This is a genomic window from Actinacidiphila sp. bgisy160 (assembly GCF_057707815.1).
On the sequence record NZ_JBYIQW010000006.1, the window covers coordinates 155,953 to 173,076 of the forward strand.

At 71.9% G+C, this 17,124-nt stretch carries 16 protein-coding genes and 2 tRNA genes; 10 read left to right on the forward strand and 8 right to left on the reverse strand.

Features of this window, described 5'->3' with window-relative positions; translation table 11 throughout:
- Positions 1 to 58: 58 nt before the first annotated feature.
- The 3 genes from AC3EUJ_RS08450 to AC3EUJ_RS08460 all read left to right on the forward strand — a co-directional run bounded on the left by AC3EUJ_RS08450 (position 59) and on the right by AC3EUJ_RS08460 (position 1,939).
- Positions 59 to 517: a molybdenum cofactor biosynthesis protein MoaE gene (locus tag AC3EUJ_RS08450; RefSeq protein WP_431960393.1), complete on the forward strand. Its 459-nt coding sequence runs from the start codon at positions 59 to 61 to the stop codon at positions 515 to 517.
- A gap of 142 nt (positions 518 to 659) precedes the next feature.
- A complete protein-coding gene (locus AC3EUJ_RS08455; RefSeq protein WP_179279782.1) occupies positions 660 to 827 on the forward strand; it encodes a hypothetical protein in 168 nt (55 codons plus the stop codon).
- 44 nt (positions 828 to 871) lie between these two features.
- Positions 872 to 1,939 (forward strand): YlbL family protein, encoded by a 1,068-nt coding sequence (locus AC3EUJ_RS08460; protein WP_431960395.1) that lies wholly within the window; start codon positions 872 to 874, stop codon positions 1,937 to 1,939.
- Positions 1,940 to 1,996: 57 nt separating this feature from the next.
- Here the strand turns inward: AC3EUJ_RS08460 and AC3EUJ_RS08465 are convergent, their stop codons facing one another.
- Entirely contained in the window at positions 1,997 to 2,551 is a 555-nt protein-coding gene (locus AC3EUJ_RS08465) for a PPA1309 family protein (protein ID WP_431960396.1), read from the reverse strand.
- A gap of 146 nt (positions 2,552 to 2,697) precedes the next feature.
- Between AC3EUJ_RS08465 and AC3EUJ_RS08470 the strand changes: the two genes are divergently transcribed.
- The 5 genes from AC3EUJ_RS08470 (at position 2,698) to AC3EUJ_RS08490 (ending at position 9,358) form a co-directional block, all read left to right on the forward strand.
- Positions 2,698 to 5,592 carry a UPF0182 family membrane protein gene (locus tag AC3EUJ_RS08470; protein ID WP_431960446.1) on the forward strand — a complete coding sequence of 965 codons (2,895 nt, stop codon included), beginning with the start codon at positions 2,698 to 2,700 and terminating at the stop codon, positions 5,590 to 5,592.
- Positions 5,593 to 5,631: 39 nt separating this feature from the next.
- Positions 5,632 to 5,705, forward strand: a tRNA-Met gene (locus AC3EUJ_RS08475).
- Between the two features lie 201 nt (positions 5,706 to 5,906).
- Complete coding sequence (locus AC3EUJ_RS08480) at positions 5,907 to 7,769, forward strand: tetratricopeptide repeat protein (RefSeq protein ID WP_431960397.1); 1,863 nt, start codon at positions 5,907 to 5,909, stop codon at positions 7,767 to 7,769.
- 51 nt (positions 7,770 to 7,820) lie between these two features.
- Positions 7,821 to 7,894 (forward strand) — tRNA-Met (locus tag AC3EUJ_RS08485).
- A 204-nt stretch (positions 7,895 to 8,098) separates the two neighbouring features.
- The gene (locus AC3EUJ_RS08490) at positions 8,099 to 9,358 is read left to right on the forward strand and encodes a HEAT repeat domain-containing protein (protein WP_431960398.1); all 1,260 of its coding nucleotides are present in this window, start codon (positions 8,099 to 8,101) and stop codon (positions 9,356 to 9,358) included.
- On the opposite strand, the gene AC3EUJ_RS08495 is transcribed toward AC3EUJ_RS08490, so the two are convergent.
- Positions 9,328 to 9,738 (reverse strand): Fur family transcriptional regulator, encoded by a 411-nt coding sequence (locus tag AC3EUJ_RS08495; protein ID WP_431960399.1) that lies wholly within the window; start codon positions 9,736 to 9,738, stop codon positions 9,328 to 9,330. The two genes, AC3EUJ_RS08490 and AC3EUJ_RS08495, sit on opposite strands and share 31 nt — an antisense overlap.
- A gap of 157 nt (positions 9,739 to 9,895) precedes the next feature.
- Here AC3EUJ_RS08495 and AC3EUJ_RS08500 point away from each other — a divergent pair, with 157 nt between their 5' ends.
- Positions 9,896 to 11,356, forward strand: a complete 1,461-nt coding sequence (locus AC3EUJ_RS08500) for a catalase (protein ID WP_431960400.1) — start codon at positions 9,896 to 9,898, stop codon at positions 11,354 to 11,356.
- 81 nt (positions 11,357 to 11,437) lie between these two features.
- Here AC3EUJ_RS08500 and AC3EUJ_RS08505 read toward each other — a convergent pair whose 3' ends face one another.
- Both AC3EUJ_RS08505 and hisN read right to left on the reverse strand, forming a co-directional pair.
- Complete coding sequence (locus AC3EUJ_RS08505; RefSeq protein ID WP_431960401.1) at positions 11,438 to 11,827, reverse strand: CBS domain-containing protein; 390 nt, start codon at positions 11,825 to 11,827, stop codon at positions 11,438 to 11,440.
- Positions 11,828 to 11,969: 142 nt separating this feature from the next.
- Entirely contained in the window at positions 11,970 to 12,767 is a 798-nt protein-coding gene (gene hisN, locus AC3EUJ_RS08510; protein WP_431960402.1) for a histidinol-phosphatase, read from the reverse strand.
- Positions 12,768 to 12,917: 150 nt separating this feature from the next.
- Between hisN and AC3EUJ_RS08515 the strand changes: the two genes are divergently transcribed.
- Positions 12,918 to 13,544, forward strand: coding sequence for a TetR/AcrR family transcriptional regulator (locus AC3EUJ_RS08515; protein WP_431960404.1), 627 nt, complete (start codon positions 12,918 to 12,920; stop codon positions 13,542 to 13,544).
- Positions 13,545 to 13,584: 40 nt separating this feature from the next.
- On the opposite strand, the gene AC3EUJ_RS08520 is transcribed toward AC3EUJ_RS08515, so the two are convergent.
- The 4 genes from AC3EUJ_RS08520 to AC3EUJ_RS08535 form a co-directional block, all read right to left on the reverse strand.
- The gene (locus AC3EUJ_RS08520; protein WP_431960405.1) at positions 13,585 to 13,908 is read right to left on the reverse strand and encodes a DMT family transporter; all 324 of its coding nucleotides are present in this window, start codon (positions 13,906 to 13,908) and stop codon (positions 13,585 to 13,587) included.
- A gap of 65 nt (positions 13,909 to 13,973) precedes the next feature.
- Entirely contained in the window at positions 13,974 to 14,975 is a 1,002-nt protein-coding gene (gene rsgA / locus AC3EUJ_RS08525; protein WP_431960406.1) for a ribosome small subunit-dependent GTPase A, read from the reverse strand.
- A gap of 3 nt (positions 14,976 to 14,978) precedes the next feature.
- The gene (aroA, locus tag AC3EUJ_RS08530) at positions 14,979 to 16,316 is read right to left on the reverse strand and encodes a 3-phosphoshikimate 1-carboxyvinyltransferase (RefSeq protein WP_431960408.1); all 1,338 of its coding nucleotides are present in this window, start codon (positions 16,314 to 16,316) and stop codon (positions 14,979 to 14,981) included.
- 86 nt (positions 16,317 to 16,402) lie between these two features.
- Complete coding sequence (locus AC3EUJ_RS08535) at positions 16,403 to 17,098, reverse strand: M50 family metallopeptidase (protein ID WP_431960409.1); 696 nt, start codon at positions 17,096 to 17,098, stop codon at positions 16,403 to 16,405.
- Positions 17,099 to 17,124 lie beyond the last annotated feature (26 nt).

Sequence of the window (17,124 nt, forward strand, 5' to 3'; positions counted from 1 at the left end):
CGTCGTCACGCGAACTCGCTCCGGAACGGGGTTTTCGCATGGCGGGAGATGGGGCAGCATGAGCGGCATGGCACAGACGAACGACGAACCCCTCCGGCTCATCGCGATCCGGGACACGGAACTGTCCGTGGACGAGGTCTTCCGCGCCGTCGGGCACGACTCCGCAGGAGGCACCGCGCTGTTCGTCGGCACGGTACGTGACCACGACGGTCCCTCGGACGCCGGGGTGACCGGGCTCGGCTACTCCGCGCACCCGAGCGCGGAGGCCGAACTGCGGCGGGTCGCGGAGAAGGTCGCCGCGGACTTCCCGGTCAAGGCGCTGGCCGCCGTCCACCGGGTGGGCGAACTGCGGGTCGGCGACCTCGCGGTCGTCGTCGCCGTCTCCTGCCCGCACCGGGCCGAGGCCTTCGCCGCCTGCCGGCGGCTGATCGACGACCTCAAGCGCGAGGTTCCCATCTGGAAGCACCAGGCCTTCGCCGACGGGACCGAGGAGTGGGTCGGCGCCTGCGCCCACTGACCTCCGCGCCCGGTTCCCACCGGCCTGCCCACTGGGTGGCCCACCTGCGGTTGCGTAACCTGCGACCCGCTCTGAACGTTGTAGCAGCAGAAGATTAGTCTGCTCATAGTTCTTGATCGGCATGCGCGTCCAGGAGGCCGAAGTGGCAGCGCTCGCATGGTTGCTCATCCCGCTGGTCGCCGCGATCGCCGCGGCCGTCTGGGGAAGCTGGGCGGCGCGTACGCGCTCCACCGGGGACGGCGCCTCGCTCGCGGACTACGAGCGCTTCCGCGAGGCCATGCAGCGCACCGGATCGGGCGGACCGGCCTGAGGCCCCACGGGGCGGCTGGCGGCTCCGTACCGTACTGTCGTTCCATGCCACGCCGCACCGCGACGCTGCTCGCATCAACCCTGACCTTGATAGCGCTGCTGTGCGGCGCGCTCCTGTGGCCCGTCCCGTACGCGGAGATGTCGCCGGGTCCGACGGTGAACACGCTCGGGTCGCACGACGGGGCTCCGGTGCTGCAGATCTCGGGGCACAAGACGTACCCGACCAGCGGTCATCTCAACATGACCACGGTGCGGGTGACGAGCGCGGACTACTCGATGAACCTGGTCGAGGCGGTCGTCGGCTGGCTGGCGCACGACCAGAAGGTCGTCGAGCACGACACGCTCTACCCCAAGGGGCAGACGGCCGAGCAGGCCGACCAGGAGAACGCCGAGGAGTTCACCCAGTCCCAGGACAGCGCGAAGGTCGCGGCGCTCGACGAGCTCGGCATACCCGTCGGGTCCCGCGTGATCGTCGCCGCCGTGGTCAAGGGCGCCCCCGCCGAGGGCGAGCTGCACGCCGGCGACATGATCAAGGCCGTGGACGGCCGGCCGGTCAAGGCGGCGGGTGACGTCGCGGAGCTGGTCACCAAGCACCAGCCGGGGCAGAAGGTGGTCTTCACCGTCGTGCCCAAGGGCGCGAAGGGCGACGCCACCCAGGACGTGACGATCACGACCGCGAAGTCGGACGACGGCGGCGAGGCCAGGGCGGTCGTGGGCATCCAGGCCGGCGTCGAGCACACCTTCCCGTTCAAGATCGACATCAAGCTGGCGGACGTCGGCGGCCCGAGCGCCGGCCTGATGTTCGCGCTGGGCATCGTCGACAAGCTCACCCCGGAGGACCTCACCGGCGGCAAGTTCGTCGCGGGCACCGGCACGATCGACGACGAGGGCAAGGTCGGCCCCATCGGCGGGATAGACATGAAGACCATCGGCGCGCGGCAGAAGGGCGCCGAGTACTTCCTGACCCCCGCGGACAACTGCGCGGAGGCGGCGGCCGACACCCCGAGCGGCCTCACCCTGGTGAAGGTGAAGACCATCGACGACGCCCTGGACGCGCTCGAGGACATCCGCGAGGGCAGGACATCGGCGCTGCCCTCCTGCACCACGGGCTGAGCCCGGACGCATCCGTACGGCCGAACGGCCCCGGGGACTTCCCCGGGGCCGTCGGCGTCAGTCCTCGAAGGTCGCCGCCAGGGCCTCGGCGAGCCCCGGCACCAGCCCGGAGCCGGTCAGTACCTCGGTGGGGGAGTCCTTCTCTCGCAGCCGCACCGCCGACTCCCGGGACCCGTCCCGCAGCACGCCCACGGTCATGCGGACCTCCTGACGGTCGGGGTGCTCGGCGACCCATCGGGCCAGCGCGGCGTCGTCCAGCCCCTGCGGGATGGACTCCTCCGCGGACGGCGGCAGCATCAGCCGCTCCACGGTGAGCGCGCAGCCGCTGACGACGTCGGGCCAGGCGATGGTGGCGAGGAACTCGTCCAGCGCGGCACCCGGCGGCAGCTCGTCCTGCTCGATCGGGGTCAGCCCCGCGGCTGCCTCGGCGCCGAGGCCGAGCTCCTCGGCCAGTTTCGGCTCCTGCGCGCGCAGCGCCGCGGTGTCGACGAGGGCGAACAGCCGGGCGGGCTGGTCCCAGCCCAGGCCGGAGGCGTAGCCGTCGATTTCCAGGACGGCACGGGTGAGCGGGTTCGCGGCGAGCGGCGCACCCTCGGACGTGATGTTGGACATGCTCAATATCCTGCCTGTTCTGTGACCCGCATCCCCAATCGGGAGCCTTGGGGAACTGAGTAAACGCTGAGTAAGTTGCATCAGTGGGCGCCGGGACGGCGTCCGACGGAGACCGACACTTCGAGGTGCGCACCTTGGTATTCCAGATGCCGGACCGTGGCGGGGGTCCGCACGGGCCACGGATCAGAGTGGGCCGCCCTTCGCGGCGGGCCCGGACACTGCTCATGACCTTGGGCGTACTGGCCGTGCTGGCCATGGCCTTCGTCATGTTCTCGGGCTTCTGGACCGACTGGCTCTGGTACCGCTCCGTCCACTATTCCTCGGTGTTCACCACCACGCTGTGGACCAAGATCGGCCTGTTCTTCGTCTTCGGTCTGCTGATGGCCGCGGCCGTGGGCGTCAACGTGTACCTCGCGCACCGGCTCCGGCCGCCACTGAGCGCGATGTCGGTGGAACAGCAGAGCCTCGACCGCTACCGGATGGGCATCGCCCCCTACAAGAAGTGGGTGCTGCTCACCGTCTGCGCGCTCGTGGGGCTGATCGCCGGGGCGTCCGCCTCCAGCCAGTGGCGCACATGGCTGCTGTGGACGAACTCGACGTCGTTCGGCACCAAGGACCCGCAGTTCCATGTGGACATCGCCTTCTACGCCTTCGACCTGCCCTGGTACCGCTTCCTGCTGAGCTTCGGCTTCGCGGCGGTCGTGCTGTCGCTCCTGGCGGCGGCGCTGGTGCACTACCTGTACGGCGGCCTGCGGCTCACCTCCCCGGGCGGCCGGGCGACGGCGGCGGCGACCGGGCACCTGTCGGTGCTGCTGGGCCTGTTCGTCACCCTGAAGGCGGTCGCGTACTGGCTGGACCGCTACTCACTGGCGGTGAAGTCCGGCAACCTCAGGTCGGGCGACTGGACGGGCCTGCGCTACGTCGACGCCAACGCCTACCTGCCGGCCAAGACGATCCTGTTCGCCATCGCCATCATCTGCGCGCTGCTGTTCTTCGCCACCCTGTGGCGGCGGACCTGGTCGCTGCCGCTGATCGGCTTCGGCCTGATGGTGCTGTCGGCGATCCTGATCGGCGGCCTGTACCCGGCGATCGTGCAGAAGTTCCAGGTGCAGCCCAACGAGGCCGCCAAGGAGCAGCCGTACATCCAGAAGAACATCGACGCCACGCGTGAGGCGTACGGCATCGCGGGTACCGAGGGGTCCTCCTACACCGGCACCAACCCGGTCGACGACGGCAACCGGCAGCAGCTGCGGGCGGCCTCGGACACCACCGCGTCCATCCGGCTGCTCGACCCCAACGTGGTCTCCCCGACGTTCCAGCAGCTGCAGAAGGTGAAGGGCTACTACGCCTTCCCCTCCACGCTCGACGTCGACCGGTACACGTTGGACGGCAAGGAGCAGGACACCGTGGTCGGCCTCCGCGAGCTGAACCTCGCGGGCATCCCGCAGCACAGCTGGATCAACGACCACTTCAAGTACACCCACGGCTACGGCGTGGTCGCCGCGAAGGGCACCACCGCGACCGAGGGCGGCGAGAAGACCGGCGGCGAGCCGGTGTTCACCGAGTACGACCTGCCCACCAAGGGCATGCTCGGACGGTACGAGCAGCGGATCTACTACGGCGAGGAGACCAAGCAGTGGTCCATCGTCGGCGACAAGACCACCCCGGAGATCGACTACACCAACGACTACGGTGAGAGGACCTACACCTACACCGGCAACAGCGGCGTCGCGCTGAAGAACCCTGTGACCCGGCTCGCGTACGCGGTGTCCTTCGGTGAGCCGCAGATCTTCTACTCCGGCGCCGTCGGCGACGACTCCCGCATCCTGTACAACCGCACCCCCAAGGAGCGGGTCGAGGCGGTCGCGCCCTGGCTGACGATCGACGGGGACTCGTACCCGGCGGTGGTCGACCACCGCGTGGTGTGGATCGTCGACGCTTACACGACGAGCAACGGCTACCCGTACTCCTCGCGCACCACGCTCGGCGACACCACCGCGGACTCGCTGACCGACGGGCAGCGCGCGGTGCTGGCCCAGCAGAACCAGGTCAACTACATCCGCAACTCGGTGAAGGCGACCGTGGACGCCTTCACCGGCCGTGTGACGCTGTACCAGTGGGATTCGAAGGACCCGGTGCTGAAGACCTGGATGAAGGCCTTCCCGAACACGGTGCAGCCGAAGAGCAAGATCAGTGACGATCTGATGGCGCATCTGCGCTACCCGCAGGACCTGTTCAAGGTGCAGCGCCAGCTGCTGACGCGCTACCACGTCACCAAGGCGTCGACCTTCTACAGCGGCAGCGAGGTGTGGCAGGTCCCCAACGACCCCGCCGCCAAGACGGGCAAGGCGGTGCCGCCGTACTACCTGAGCCTGCGGATGCCGGAGCAGAGCGGCCAGACATTCTCGCTGACGTCCACGTACACGCTCAACCGGCGTGACAACCTGGGCGCCTTCATGGCCGTCAACGCGGACGCCACAAGCAAGGACTACGGCACGATCCGGTTGCTCACCCTGCCGTCCAACACCCAGGTGTACGGACCACAGCAGGTGCAGGCCCAGTTCAACTCCGACCCGGCCGTGGCGGAGAAGATCAAGCTGCTCAGCGGCGGCGGCGGTTCGACGATCGAGTACGGCAACCTGCTGACCATCCCGCTGGAGGGCGGACTGCTCTACGTGGAGCCCGTCTACCTGCGTGGCGCCGACCTCAACTACCCGCTGCTGAAGAAGGTGCTGGTCTGGTACGGCGGGCGGGTCGAGTTCGAGGACACCCTCGGCGAGGCGCTCAACGCGCTCTTCGGCACCGCCTCGGGCGGCACCACGCCGCCACCGGCGACGGGCGGGGGCGGGGGCACCGAGCCGCCGGCCGCCGGCAACCCGACGGTCGCCCAGGCCCTTGAGGACGCCCAGGAGGCGTACGACGCGGGCCAGAAGGCGCTCAAGGAGGGCGACTGGGGTGCCTACGGCCAGGCGCAGAAGGATCTGGCCGACGCGCTGAAGCGGGCCCAGAAGGCGGAGCAGCAGGCACAGAAGACGGGCTGAGGGAGTCCACCCCGCGTCGTGATACGGTTGGTGCACCGACGCGGGGTGGAGCAGCTCGGTAGCTCGCTGGGCTCATAACCCAGAGGTCGCAGGTTCAAATCCTGTCCCCGCTACTGTTGGAAAGGGCCCGGAGTCAATAGACTCCGGGCCCTTTCACTTGTACGGGGGAACTGGTAGTGCTGAGGTTTCGGCCGGCATCATGTCGGGAAGTCGACAAAACGCTGTAGTGACCTACGAAGTGACCAACTGGGATTCGGCCGAGCTGTGCAGGTTTGCCGCATACCAGGTGTACTGCGGGTACGGGTGATGCGACGATGGACCTCATGGGGGATGGTGCAAGGCTGCTGAACACTCGTCAGATCCGGGATCCCGGGTCCACGGGTCGGACGACCGTGCCCGCGGCCGCGGCCGCGCTCGTGCCGGCCGTCGCCGACCTGCTGCCCGGCCCGCGGGTGGGCGGTCTCGACGAGGAGCGCCTCATCGAGTCCGAACTCCCGGACCAGGAGACCCTGGAGGCCCGCGAGGAGGCCGAACTCGAGGCGCGCCACCGGCGGGCCGCCGAGCACGGCGACATCGGGGCCATGAGCGTCCTGGGCACCATGCTGCTGCGCCGCGGCGACCTCGAGGGCGCCGAGCCCCATCTGCGCGGTGCCGCCGCCGGAGGGGACCGTCCCGCCGCCAACAACCTGGGCCTGCTGCTGCACCAGCGCGGTTACGCCGACGAGGCCGCCGCCTGGTGGCGCATCGCGGCGGTCGCCGGTTCAGCCGCGGCCGCCCACGCGCTCGGCCGGCACTTCCGCGAGCGCGGCGACGAGCCCGCCGCCGAGTACTGGCTGCGCCAGGCCGCCGAGTCCGGGCACACCCTGGGCGCCTACGCCCTCGCCGACCTCCTGGACCACCGGCGAGACGTCGGCGCCGAGCGCTGGTTCCACGCCGCCGCCGAGCACGGCCACCGCGAGGCCGCCTACCGGCTCGCCGGCATCTGCGCCGAGCGCGGCGAGGAGCGCGAGGCCGAGCAGTGGTACCGGCAGGCCGCCGCCCGCCGGCACCGCAGGGCAGCCCTGCGCCTCGGCACGCTCCTGGAGGAGCGCGGCGAGTTCGAGGAGGCGAAGCGCTGGTATCTGACCGCCGCCCGCGACGGGGAGCCGCGCGCCGCCTGCGCGCTCGGCTTCCTGCTGCGCGACGCCGGTGACGTCGACGGCGCGGCCACCTGGTGGCGGCGCGCCGCCAACGCCGGCGACGGCAACGCCGCCAACGCACTGGGCGCGCTGCACGCGCAGGAGGGCGAGACCCAGACCGCCGAGCGGTGGTACCGGGCCGCGCTGGAGGCGGGGGACATCAACGGCGCCTTCAACCTCGGTCTGCTGTGCGCCGGCCAGGGCCGCACGGCCCAGGCCGAGCAGTGGTACCGCAAGGCCGCCTACACCGGCCACCGCGAGGCCGCCAACGCGCTCGCCGTGCTCCTGCTGCAGCGCGGCGACGCGGCGGGCGCCGAGCCGTGGTTCTCCAAGGCCGCGGAGGCGGGCAGCGTGGACGCAGCCTTCAACCTCGGCATCCTGTACGCCGGGCGGAGCGATGACGCCACCGCGCGGCGCTGGTACGAGCGGGCAGCGGGCAGCGGGCACGGCGAGGCGGCGCTCCAGGTGGCCATCGCCCTGCAGAAGGAGGGCGACACACACGGCGCCGAGCGCCACCTGCGCTGCGCCGCGGGCGGCGGCAGCCCGGAGGGTGCCTTCCGGCTCGGCGCGCTGCTGGACGCCCAGGGCACGCAGGAGGCCGCCGCCGAGGCCGAGGAGTGGTACGCCCGCGCCGCCGGCCAGGGGCACCGCCGTGCCCAGGTACGCCTGGGCATGTGCGCCGCCAAGCGCGGAGACGTCGTCGAGGCGGCCCGCTGGTACCGGGAGGCCGCCGAGGGCGGCAGCCGCAACGGGGCCTTCAACCTCGGGCTGCTCCTCGCCCGTGAGGGCGCGGAGCCGGAGGCGGCCCTGTGGTGGACCCGTGCCGCCGACGCGGGGCATGGACGCGCCGCGCTGCGGCTGGCGCTGCTGGCCGCACGGCACGGACAGCTCGCGGACGCCCAGGCGTGGTGCGCCCGCGCGGTGGAGTGCGGCCCCGCCGAGGTGGCCGAGCGGGCGGCCCGGCTGACCGACGCCCTGGAGCACGAGCTCTCCGCCTGAGAAGCGATTTGCGCTGCTCAGGGCCGGGAGGTTAATCTAGGGACACAACGACGCGGGGTGGAGCAGCTCGGTAGCTCGCTGGGCTCATAACCCAGAGGTCGCAGGTTCAAATCCTGTCCCCGCTACTGAAGAGAAGGCCCGGAAGCCATGGCTTCCGGGCCTTCTCGTATGCGTTGGGTACAGGCCGGGCATGGATCGGGCAAAAGGGAGAGGGCGATCCTGGGCCGGCCGGCGCCGGTGCGCGATCCTGAGGACAGACGCTCAGGCGGCGCGAGGAGGCGGGGTTGCTGCGCAGGCGGCGTAAGCGGCGGCCGACGGAACTCAGGGATGTGACGCGGTGGGGTCGCCTGTGCGCGGCCGCGGACGCCGACGGGCTGCTCCGTGAGCTGTGGGACGCCGCCGGCGACGAGGACGCCGCCTACGACCGTGCGGCGGCGCTGAAGGCACTGGCCGCGGCCCCGCCCCGGCTGTGGCTGCTGCTGGACCGGGCCGCCCGGGTGCGGGAGGGCACCGCCCTGGCGCCAGGCGCCGGTGAACCCCTGCGCCTGCTGCTGGCCGCGATGGACCGGGACGGCCGCACCCGGCAGGCCGCCGTGGAGGAGCTGGCGGTGCACGGCGGACCACTGGTGGCGTCCGCCCTCGCGCTGCGGACGGCGGACTGGGTGGACCAGGTCCGCGACCGTGCCATGGCGGCGCTGCTGCGCCGTACCGCCCCGGACGAGGCGGCCGCGGCCGTACGGCTGCTGCTGAGGCTGCGCGGACGGAGCCGGGCGGCGCACACCCCCGAGGCGTACCGCGGGGTGCTGGCGGCGCCCGAGGCCCGGCGGGCGGTGCGTGCGCTGGCGGCCGACGCGGACCCGCTGACCCGGCGGTTCGGGGTGGAGCTGGCCCTGGAACTGGGCGAGTTCGTACGCGGGGACCTGGTGCGCACGGCCCTGCGCGACCCGGATCAGGTGTGCCGCAGGCTGTGCGCCGAGCGGCTGCTGCAGATGGACCCGGACCAGGCGGGGCGGCTGCTGTGGGCGCGTTCGGCGGCCGTGCGGGAGCTGGCGGTCGCGGCGCTGCCGGACGACGTGCCCGCGGCCCGGCTGACCGCGCCGCTGGCCGACCCGTCGCGGATCGTCCGCGCCCAGGCCCGCTGGCGGCTGTACAGCAGAGGCGAACCCCCGGCGCTGGCCTACCGCAGGCAACTGCTGCGCTGCGGCCCGCAGAGCCCGCCGCGGCTGGTGGCCGGGCTGGTGACGGGGCTGGGGGAGTGCGGGGACGCCTCGGACGCGTCGCTGCTGCTGCGGCTGGCGCGTGAGGCGCGCACTCCGTGGCCGCCGGCCGTGCGCCGGGCCGCGGTGCGCGCTGCGGGCCGGCTCGTCCCGCGCGAGGCCTTGCTGCGCCGGTTGGCACCGCTGGCGGTGGACCCGGACCCCGGCGTGGCCAGGGAGGCATTCGAGGCGCTCTCCAAGGTCGCCGGCCAGGTGCCGGTGGAGACGGTGTGGGTGGGCCGCACCCGGCCGGAGCCGGGGGTGCGGAAGGCCGCGGAACGCGTGCGGCGGGCGGCGCAGCGTCAGGCGCAGGCGGGGCACAGGCCCCGGTAGGTGACCTCCACCCCGGAGACCGCGAACCCGAAGCGCTCCGTGCCGGGCAGGTCCGCCAGCGGGTCGCCGTGCGGGTGGACGTCCCGGACGGTGCCGCAGCCGGAGCACACCAGGTGCTGGTGCGGGCGGTGGGCGTTCGGGTCGTAACGCTTGGCGCGGCCGTCGGTGGCGACCTCTATGACCTCGCCGAGCGACACCAGTTCGCCCAGGGTGTTGTAGACGGTCGCGCGAGAGATCTCGGGCAGTCGCGCCGCCGCCCGGGCGTGCACCTCGTCGGCGGTCAGGTGGACGTGGTCGCCGTCCAGGACCTCGGCCACGACGCGCCGCTGCGCGGTCATCCGCCATCCGCGGCCGCGCAGTCGTTCCAGCAGGTCACTCATTCCATTTCACCTATCAGTGGGATGCGAACAGCTTAACAGTGACAGTCCGTGTTCCGACCAGGTACTACTTTGGTGCTCTTCTTGACTTGGACTGTGTCCATTGTAGGATCGCTTCCGGCGCAAGCCACGGCACAGCACCAACCCCAGGGAGAGGCACGTGACGGTTCAGGAGACCGGCCCGCTGACGACGGAGGCGGGCGCCCCGGTCGCGGACAACCAGAACAGCGAGACCGCGGGCCTCGGAGGACCGGTCCTGATCCAGGACCAGCAACTGCTGGAGAAACTCGCCCGCTTCAACCGCGAGCGCATACCGGAGCGCGTGGTGCACGCCCGCGGCGCCGGCGCCTACGGCACCTTCACCGTGACCGCGGACGTGACGCGGTACACGCGGGCGAAGTTCCTCTCCGAGGTCGGCAAGCGGACGGAGACCTTCCTGCGGTTCTCCACCGTGGCCGGCAGCCTCGGCGCGGCGGACGCGGTGCGTGACCCCAGGGGCTTCGCGCTGAAGTTCTACACCGAGGAGGGCAACTACGACCTCGTCGGCAACAACACCCCGGTGTTCTTCATCAGGGACGCCATCAAGTTCCCCGACTTCATCCACACCCAGAAGCGCGACCCGTACACCGGCTCCCAGGAGGCGGACAACGTCTGGGACTTCTGGAGCCTGTCCCCGGAGTCGACGCACCAGGTGACGTGGCTGTTCGGCGACCGCGGAATCCCCGCCGGCTACCGCCACATGAACGGCTACGGCTCGCACACCTACCAGTGGACCAACGAGGCCGGCGAGGTCTTCTGGGTCAAGTACCACTTCAAGACCGACCAGGGGATCAGGAACCTCACCCAGGAGGAGGCCGGCCGCCTCGCCGGTGAGGACCCCGACTCCCACCAGCGTGACCTGCGCGAGGCCATCGAGCGCGGCGAGTTCCCCAGCTGGACCGTGCAGGTGCAGATCATGCCCGCGGCCGAGGCGGCGACCTACCGCTTCAACCCGTTCGACCTCACCAAGGTGTGGCCGCACGAGGACTACCCGCCGATCGAGATCGGCAGGCTGGAGCTCAACCGCAACCCGCAGAACATCTTCGCCGAGGTCGAGCAGTCGATCTTCTCCCCGGCGCACTTCGTGCCCGGCATCGGCCCGTCCCCGGACAAGATGCTGCAGGGCCGGCTCTTCGCCTACGGCGACGCCCACCGCTACCGCGTCGGCATCAACGCCGACCATCTGCCGGTGAACCGCCCGCACGCGACCGAGGCGCGCACCCACGGTCGCGACGGCGCCCTGTACGACGGCCGACACGGCGGGGCCAGGAACTACGAGCCGAACAGCTTCGGCGGCCCGGCCCAGACCGACCGCCCGCTCTGGTCGGCCACCGCCGTCGCCGGGTACACCGGCAACCACGAGGCGCCCTCGCACGCCGAGGACGACGACTTCGTGCAGGCGGGCAACCTCTACCGGCTGATGTCGCAGGAGGAGAGGGAGCGCCTGGTCGCCAACCTCTCCGGTGCCATCGCCAAGGTGTCGCGCGACGACATCGCCGAGCGTGCGATCGGCAACTTCCGCCGTGCCGACGAGGACTTCGGCAAGCGGCTGGAGGCCGCCGTCCAGGCCCTGCGCGGCTGACCGGCGTCCGTCCCTCCCGCAGTCCCGGAGGGGGCCGGGTGCGTCCAGGCACCCGGCCCCCTCCGATCCATGTGCAGGCCGTCAGCCGGCCAGGGCGTGCGCCGGCTGCCAGCAGCGCACGATGTCGCGTACGGAGACCATGCCGACCGGGTTGCGGTCGTCCAGCACCACCAGGTGCCGGAAGCCGCCGCGCACCATCGCGGCGGCCGCCTCTTCGAGGGTCCACTGGGGCGCGGCGAAGACCACGTCCGTGGTGGTGTGGGCGGCGGCGAGTTCGTGGTCCGGGTCGAGCCCCGCACCGATGGCGTTGAGGATGTCGCGCTCGGTCAGGATGCCGAGACCGCAGGTGTCGGGATCGAGTACCACCGCCGCGCCCACCCGTCGGGCGGACATCAGCCGGGCGGCCTGGCGGAGGGTGTGAGCGGGACCGACCGTGAGAACGACCGTGCTCATGGCGTCGCGTACGAGCATGGGATACCCCTCGGGCTGCGTCGTGGCCGTCTTGAGAACCGTTTCACAAATGCACAAGCTCACGCATTCTCATGTTCACATGCGCTGCGGTCCGCAGCAAGGGGCGTGCGGAGGGTGATCGGTAGTGTGAGGGGTCGGTCGGTTACGGGCGGTTCAGGAAGGCGAGCATGTCCTCGTGCAGCAGCCCGTTGGAGGCCGCCGCGTTCCCGCCGTACGGTCCCTCGGTCCCGTCCAGGCTGGTGAAGCGCCCACCGGCCTCGCGCACGATCACCTCGTTCGCCGCCATGTCCCACAGGCTCAGTTCGGGCTCGGCGCAGATGTCCACCGCGCCCTCGGCGACCATCATGTACGGCCAGAAGTCGCCGTACGCGCGCGTCCGCCAGCAGGAGCGGGTCAGGTCGAGGAAGCCGTCCAGCCGGCCCTGCTCCTCCCAGCCGCTCAGCGAGGAGTAGGCGAAGGAGGCGTCCTCCAGCCGGCTCACCTGGGACACCCGCAGCCGCGTGGCCGAGGCCAGGCTGCGACCGGTGTACGCCCCGCCGTCCTTCACCGCCCACCAGCGGCGCCCCAGGGCGGGCGCGGACACCACGCCTACCACGCCCTGGTCGCCCCGCTCCCCGCGCACCATCAGCGCGATCAGGGTGGCCCACACGGGAACCCCGCGGACGTAGTTCTTGGTGCCGTCGATCGGGTCGATGATCCAGCGCCGTGGGCCGCTGCCCTCCGTGCCGTACTCCTCGCCGAGCACGGCGTCGCGCGGTCTGGCCCGGCCCAGCTGACTGCGGATCAGCTCCTCGGCGCGCTTGTCGGCCTCGCTGACCGGCGTCATGTCGGGCTTGGTCTCGACCTTGAGGTCCAGGGACTTGAAGCGCTCCATGGTGGCGGCGTCGGCGGCGTCGGCAAGGATGTGCGCGAGGCGCAGATCATCGTTGAAGTCCGGCATGAGGCGAACAGTATCGATCGTGGGAGGTCGAGGTCACGCAGGGTGCGCGGGGAGGGTTGACACGGACCGACGGCGCGTCAATTCTGGCCCCACAGCCCTCTGAGACCGCTCGTTAGGGTCGAGGCCGCTTGAGACCGCTTGGAGGCGATCGTGCCGACAGCGCGTGAATCACTCCTGGACGCGGCGTTGTCCGCACTGGGCGACCGTTCCTGGGCGACGATCAGGATGGTCGACGTCGCGGCCACCGCCGGGGTGTCGCGGCAGACCCTCTACAACGAGTTCGGCACCAAGGAGGGGCTCGCGCGGGCCCTGGCGCGGCGGGAGACGGAGGGCTTCCTGGCGGGTGTGGAGCGCGCCCTGGACACCGCCGGACGGCAGGGCGCCGACGTCGGCGACTGCTTCGCCGCCGCGACCGCCTGGACCCTGCACAGCGCCCGCCGCAGCCGGCTGGTGCGCGCGGTGCTCACCGGCTGCCGCGGGGACCGGGTCCCCGCGGCAGCCGTCGTGCCGGTGCCGCTGCCCCGGCTGCCGGGCCGGCGGCTGCGCAAGGACGACGCCCCGCTGGCCCCGGCCGAACTCCTCGACGACTTCCGGGCACGCGCCGTGACCGTGCTGGGGCGGCGCTTCCCCACGCTCGACCGGGCCGAGGCCGACTGGGCCTGCGAGACCGCGGTGCGCGTCACCGTCTCCTACGTCGTCGCGCCCGCGGTCTCCGACGAGGAAGCGTGCCGGCGGGTCGCCCGGCTGGTCCGGGGGCTGCTCCAGCGCGGCTGGTGACGGGATCGGCCCCGTCCCCGGTGCGGCCGTGTCCGGGGGGTCAGTGGGCGGAGCCGGAGAGCTGGAGCCCGATGACGCCCAGGACGACCAGGCTGATGGAGATCAGCTTGAGGGTCGAGACGACGTCGCCGAGGAAGGCCATGCCGTAGATCGCCGTCCCGGAGGCCCCGATGCCCGTCCACACCGCGTACGCGGCCCCGACGTCCAGCTTCTTCAGTGCCAGCGTGAGCAGGCCGAAGCTGCCGAGGGCGAAGGAGCAGAACGCGATGGTCGGCCACAGGCGGGTGAACCCGTGGGAGAGCTTGAGGCAGACCGCGAAGCCGGTTTCGAGGAGTCCAGCGACCACCACGAGGAGCCAGGCCATCGAGCGCCCTCCCGTTTCCGTCCGTCGATGAGCGATCATCACACAGCATGCCCGGAAATGGCGCCTCAGTCCCCTTCCTTGCGCTCACGCGTCGCGAGCAACCGTCGCAGCGAGAACAACCGGGCGGGTTCCGCGTGCCCGTCGGCGACCCAGGCGTCCAGCGCGCAGTCGGGTTCGTCGTGGCTGCAGGCGCGCGGGCAGTCCGCCGTGCCCGGCTCCAGGTCGGGGAAGGCGTGGATGACGCGCGACGGGTCGATGTGGGCCAGGCCGAAGGAGCGCACGCCCGGGGTGTCGATGACCCAGCCCTGCTCGGAGCGCAGCGGCAGCGCGAGCGCGGAGGTCGTGGTGTGCCGCCCGCGGCCGGTGACCGCGTTGACGTGGCCGGTCGCGCGCTGACGCTCCACCAGCGCGTTGACCAGGGTGGTCTTCCCGACGCCGCTGTGGCCGACGAAGGCGGTGATCCGGCCCTCGAGCTGCTCGCGCACGGCCTCCGTCGCCGCGGCGTCGAAGTTCTCGTGGCTGGTCACCACATAGGGGACGCCCAGCGGCGCGTACGTCTCCAGCAGCGGCCCGGCGGGCGCGAGGTCGGACTTGGTGAGCACCAGCAGCGGTTCGAGGCCGGCGTCGTAGGCGGCCACCAGGCAGCGGTCGATGAGCCGCGGCCGCGGCTCGGGGTCGGCGAGGGCGGTCACGATGGCGAGCCGGTCCGCGTTGGCGACGACCACGCGCTCGTACGGATCGGTGTCGTCCGCGGTGCGGCGCAGCACCGAGCTGCGCTCCTCGACCCGCACGATCCGCGCCAGGGTGTCCTTCTCCCCTGACAGGTCGCCGACGATGCCCACCCGGTCGCCGACCACGATGCCCTTGCGGCCCAGCTCACGGGCCTTCATCGCGGTGATCGTGCGGTCCTCGACGAGGCAGGTGACACGGCCCCGGTCGACGGTGAGGACGAAGCCCTCCTCGGCGTCCTCGTGCTTGGGACGGATGCTGGTGCGGGGACGGTTCCCCTTGCGGTTCGGGCGGACCCGGACGTCGTCCTCGTCGGTGTGCTTGCCGTAGCGCCGCATGGTTCAGGCCCGCACCGGGGCCGCCGGTGCCGTGCCCAGCATGGCCGTCCACATCTCGGGGAAGTCGGGGAGGGTCTTGCCGGTGGTCGCGACGTTCTCGACCCGGACGCCGTCGACGGCCAGGCCCAGGACGGCGCCCGCGGTGGCCAGCCGGTGGTCCTCGTAGGTGTGGAAGACGCCGCCGCGCAGCGGCCGCGGCCGGATGCGCAGCCCGTCCTCGGTCTCGGTGACGTCGCCGCCGAGCTCGTTGATCTCCTTGCTCAGCGCGGCCAGCCGGTCGGTCTCGTGCAGCCGCAGGTGGCCCACGCCGCGCAACACGGACTCGGAGTCGGCGAGCGCGGCGACCGCCGCGATGCCGGGGGTGAGCTCGCCCACCTCCGACAGGTCGGCGTCGATGCCGTGGATCCGGCCGGAACCGGTGAAGACCAGGCCCGCGTCCGTCAGCTCACATGAACCGCCCATCCGGGTGAACAGCTCACGCAGTGCGTCACCGGGCTGGGTGGTGCGCCGCGGCCAGTCGGGGATGACCACACGGCCGCCGGTCACGAGCGCGGCGGCGAGGAACGGCTGGGCGTTGGAGAGGTCCGGCTCGACGGTGAGGTCCACGCCGAGCAGCGCGCCGGCGTCGACCCGCCACACGTTCGGCTCGCCGCCGTTCTCCGGGGTGTCGACCTTGGCGCCGGCGTGCCGCAGCATCTCCACCGTCATCTTGATGTGCGGCAGCGACGGCAGCGCCGGGCCGGTGTGCCGCACCTCGACGCCCTGGTTGAAGCGGGGGCCGGACAGCAGCAGGGCGCTGACGAACTGGGAGGACGAGGACGCGTCGACCGACACCGGGCCCCCGTCCAGCGCCCCGCCGCCGTGCACGGTCAGCGGCAGCGCGCCGCGGCCCTCGTCGTCGATGCGGGCGCCCAGCGTGCGCAGCGCGTCGATGACCCCGTTCAGCGGGCGCTCGTGGCTGCGCGGGTCACCGTCGAAGTGCACGGGGCCGTCGGCGAGCGCGGCGACCGGCGGCAGGAAGCGCATCACCGTGCCGGCGTTGCCGACGTCGACGGAGGCGGGACCGTGCAGCCCGGCCGGGATGACCCGCCAGGCCTCGCCGCCGTAGGGATTGACCACCTCGTCGATCTGGACGCCCATGGCGCGCAGCGCGTCGGCCATCAGCACGGTGTCGCGGCTGCGCAGCGGGCGGCGCAGCCAGCCCGGCTCGGAGGCGAGGGCCGCGAGCACCAGGGCACGGTTGGTGACCGACTTGGATCCGGGCACGGTGACCGTCGCGTGGACGGGGGCGGACGCGAGCGGCGCGGGCCACAGGGCGGTGTGCTCGGGGTTACCGGTCATGGCCCCAAGCGTAGTGGCTCACGCAGAAGGCGAATCGCTCACAAAGCGGACGAAACCTGAAGGAAACAGATACCCGCTCGCAAGGTCTACAGACCTACCAGCCAGCGGCCGCCGCCGAACAGCGACAGCAGCGCCACCGCGTAGAACAACAGCATCCACAGGGCCGCCGGGGTGTGCGTCAGCCGGGCCAGCTGGTCCGCGTCCGAGCCGGGCGCCGCACCGCCGTGCCGCTTGCGCTGGAGCTCCAGGACCGGCCGCACGCCCCCGAACAGCAGGAACCACACCACCAGGTAAGCGAAGGCCGCCTGGACCCCGGGCCCGGTCAGCCAGGACACCAGCAGGAACAGGCCGCCGGTCAGGAACACCGTCAGCACCCCGTACGCGTTCCTGATCATCACCAGCATCACCAGCAGCAGGGCCGTCGCCCCCCACAGCAGCGCCGTGATGTGCCCGGCCGCCAGCAGCAGGGCCCCGGCCAGGCCCAGCAGGGACGGCGCGGTGTAGCCGGCCGCCGCGGTGAGGATCATGCCGAGGCCGTACGGTTTGCCCCGGGAGACGGTCAGGCCCGAGGTGTCCGAGTGCAGCCGGATGCCCTGCAGCCGGCGTCCGGACAGCAGGGCGACCAGGCCGTGGCCCCCTTCGTGGGCGATCGTGATCGCGTTGCGGGACAGCCGCCATATGGCGTGCGGCAGCACCGCGGCCACCGCGACGGCCGCCGTCGCGCCGACCAGCCAGGGGGAGGGCGCGGGCTGGGTGCCGAAGATGGAGTCGATGAGCTGCACGATCCCGCACCATACGACGGCCGGCT

Bases quoted from the DNA above. Each gene is read 5' to 3' on its own strand.
- AC3EUJ_RS08495 (WP_431960399.1), bottom strand. From the start codon at position 9,738: ATGAGTGACCTGCTGGAACGACTGCGCGGCCGCGGATGGCGGATGACC.
- rsgA (WP_431960406.1), bottom strand. From the start codon at position 14,975: ATGCGGCGCTACGGCAAGCACACCGACGAGGACGACGTCCGGGTCCGC.
- AC3EUJ_RS08470 (WP_431960446.1), top strand. From the start codon at position 2,698: ATGCCGGACCGTGGCGGGGGTCCGCACGGGCCACGGATCAGAGTGGGC.
- AC3EUJ_RS08465 (WP_431960396.1), bottom strand. From the start codon at position 2,551: ATGTCCAACATCACGTCCGAGGGTGCGCCGCTCGCCGCGAACCCGCTC.
- AC3EUJ_RS08480 (WP_431960397.1), top strand. From the start codon at position 5,907: ATGGACCTCATGGGGGATGGTGCAAGGCTGCTGAACACTCGTCAGATC.
- AC3EUJ_RS08505 (WP_431960401.1), bottom strand. From the start codon at position 11,827: ATGCTCGTACGCGACGCCATGAGCACGGTCGTTCTCACGGTCGGTCCC.
- aroA (WP_431960408.1), bottom strand. From the start codon at position 16,316: ATGACCGGTAACCCCGAGCACACCGCCCTGTGGCCCGCGCCGCTCGCG.
- hisN (WP_431960402.1), bottom strand. From the start codon at position 12,767: ATGCCGGACTTCAACGATGATCTGCGCCTCGCGCACATCCTTGCCGAC.
- AC3EUJ_RS08460 (WP_431960395.1), top strand. From the start codon at position 872: ATGCCACGCCGCACCGCGACGCTGCTCGCATCAACCCTGACCTTGATA.
- AC3EUJ_RS08520 (WP_431960405.1), bottom strand. From the start codon at position 13,908: ATGGCCTGGCTCCTCGTGGTGGTCGCTGGACTCCTCGAAACCGGCTTC.
- AC3EUJ_RS08450 (WP_431960393.1), top strand. From the start codon at position 59: ATGAGCGGCATGGCACAGACGAACGACGAACCCCTCCGGCTCATCGCG.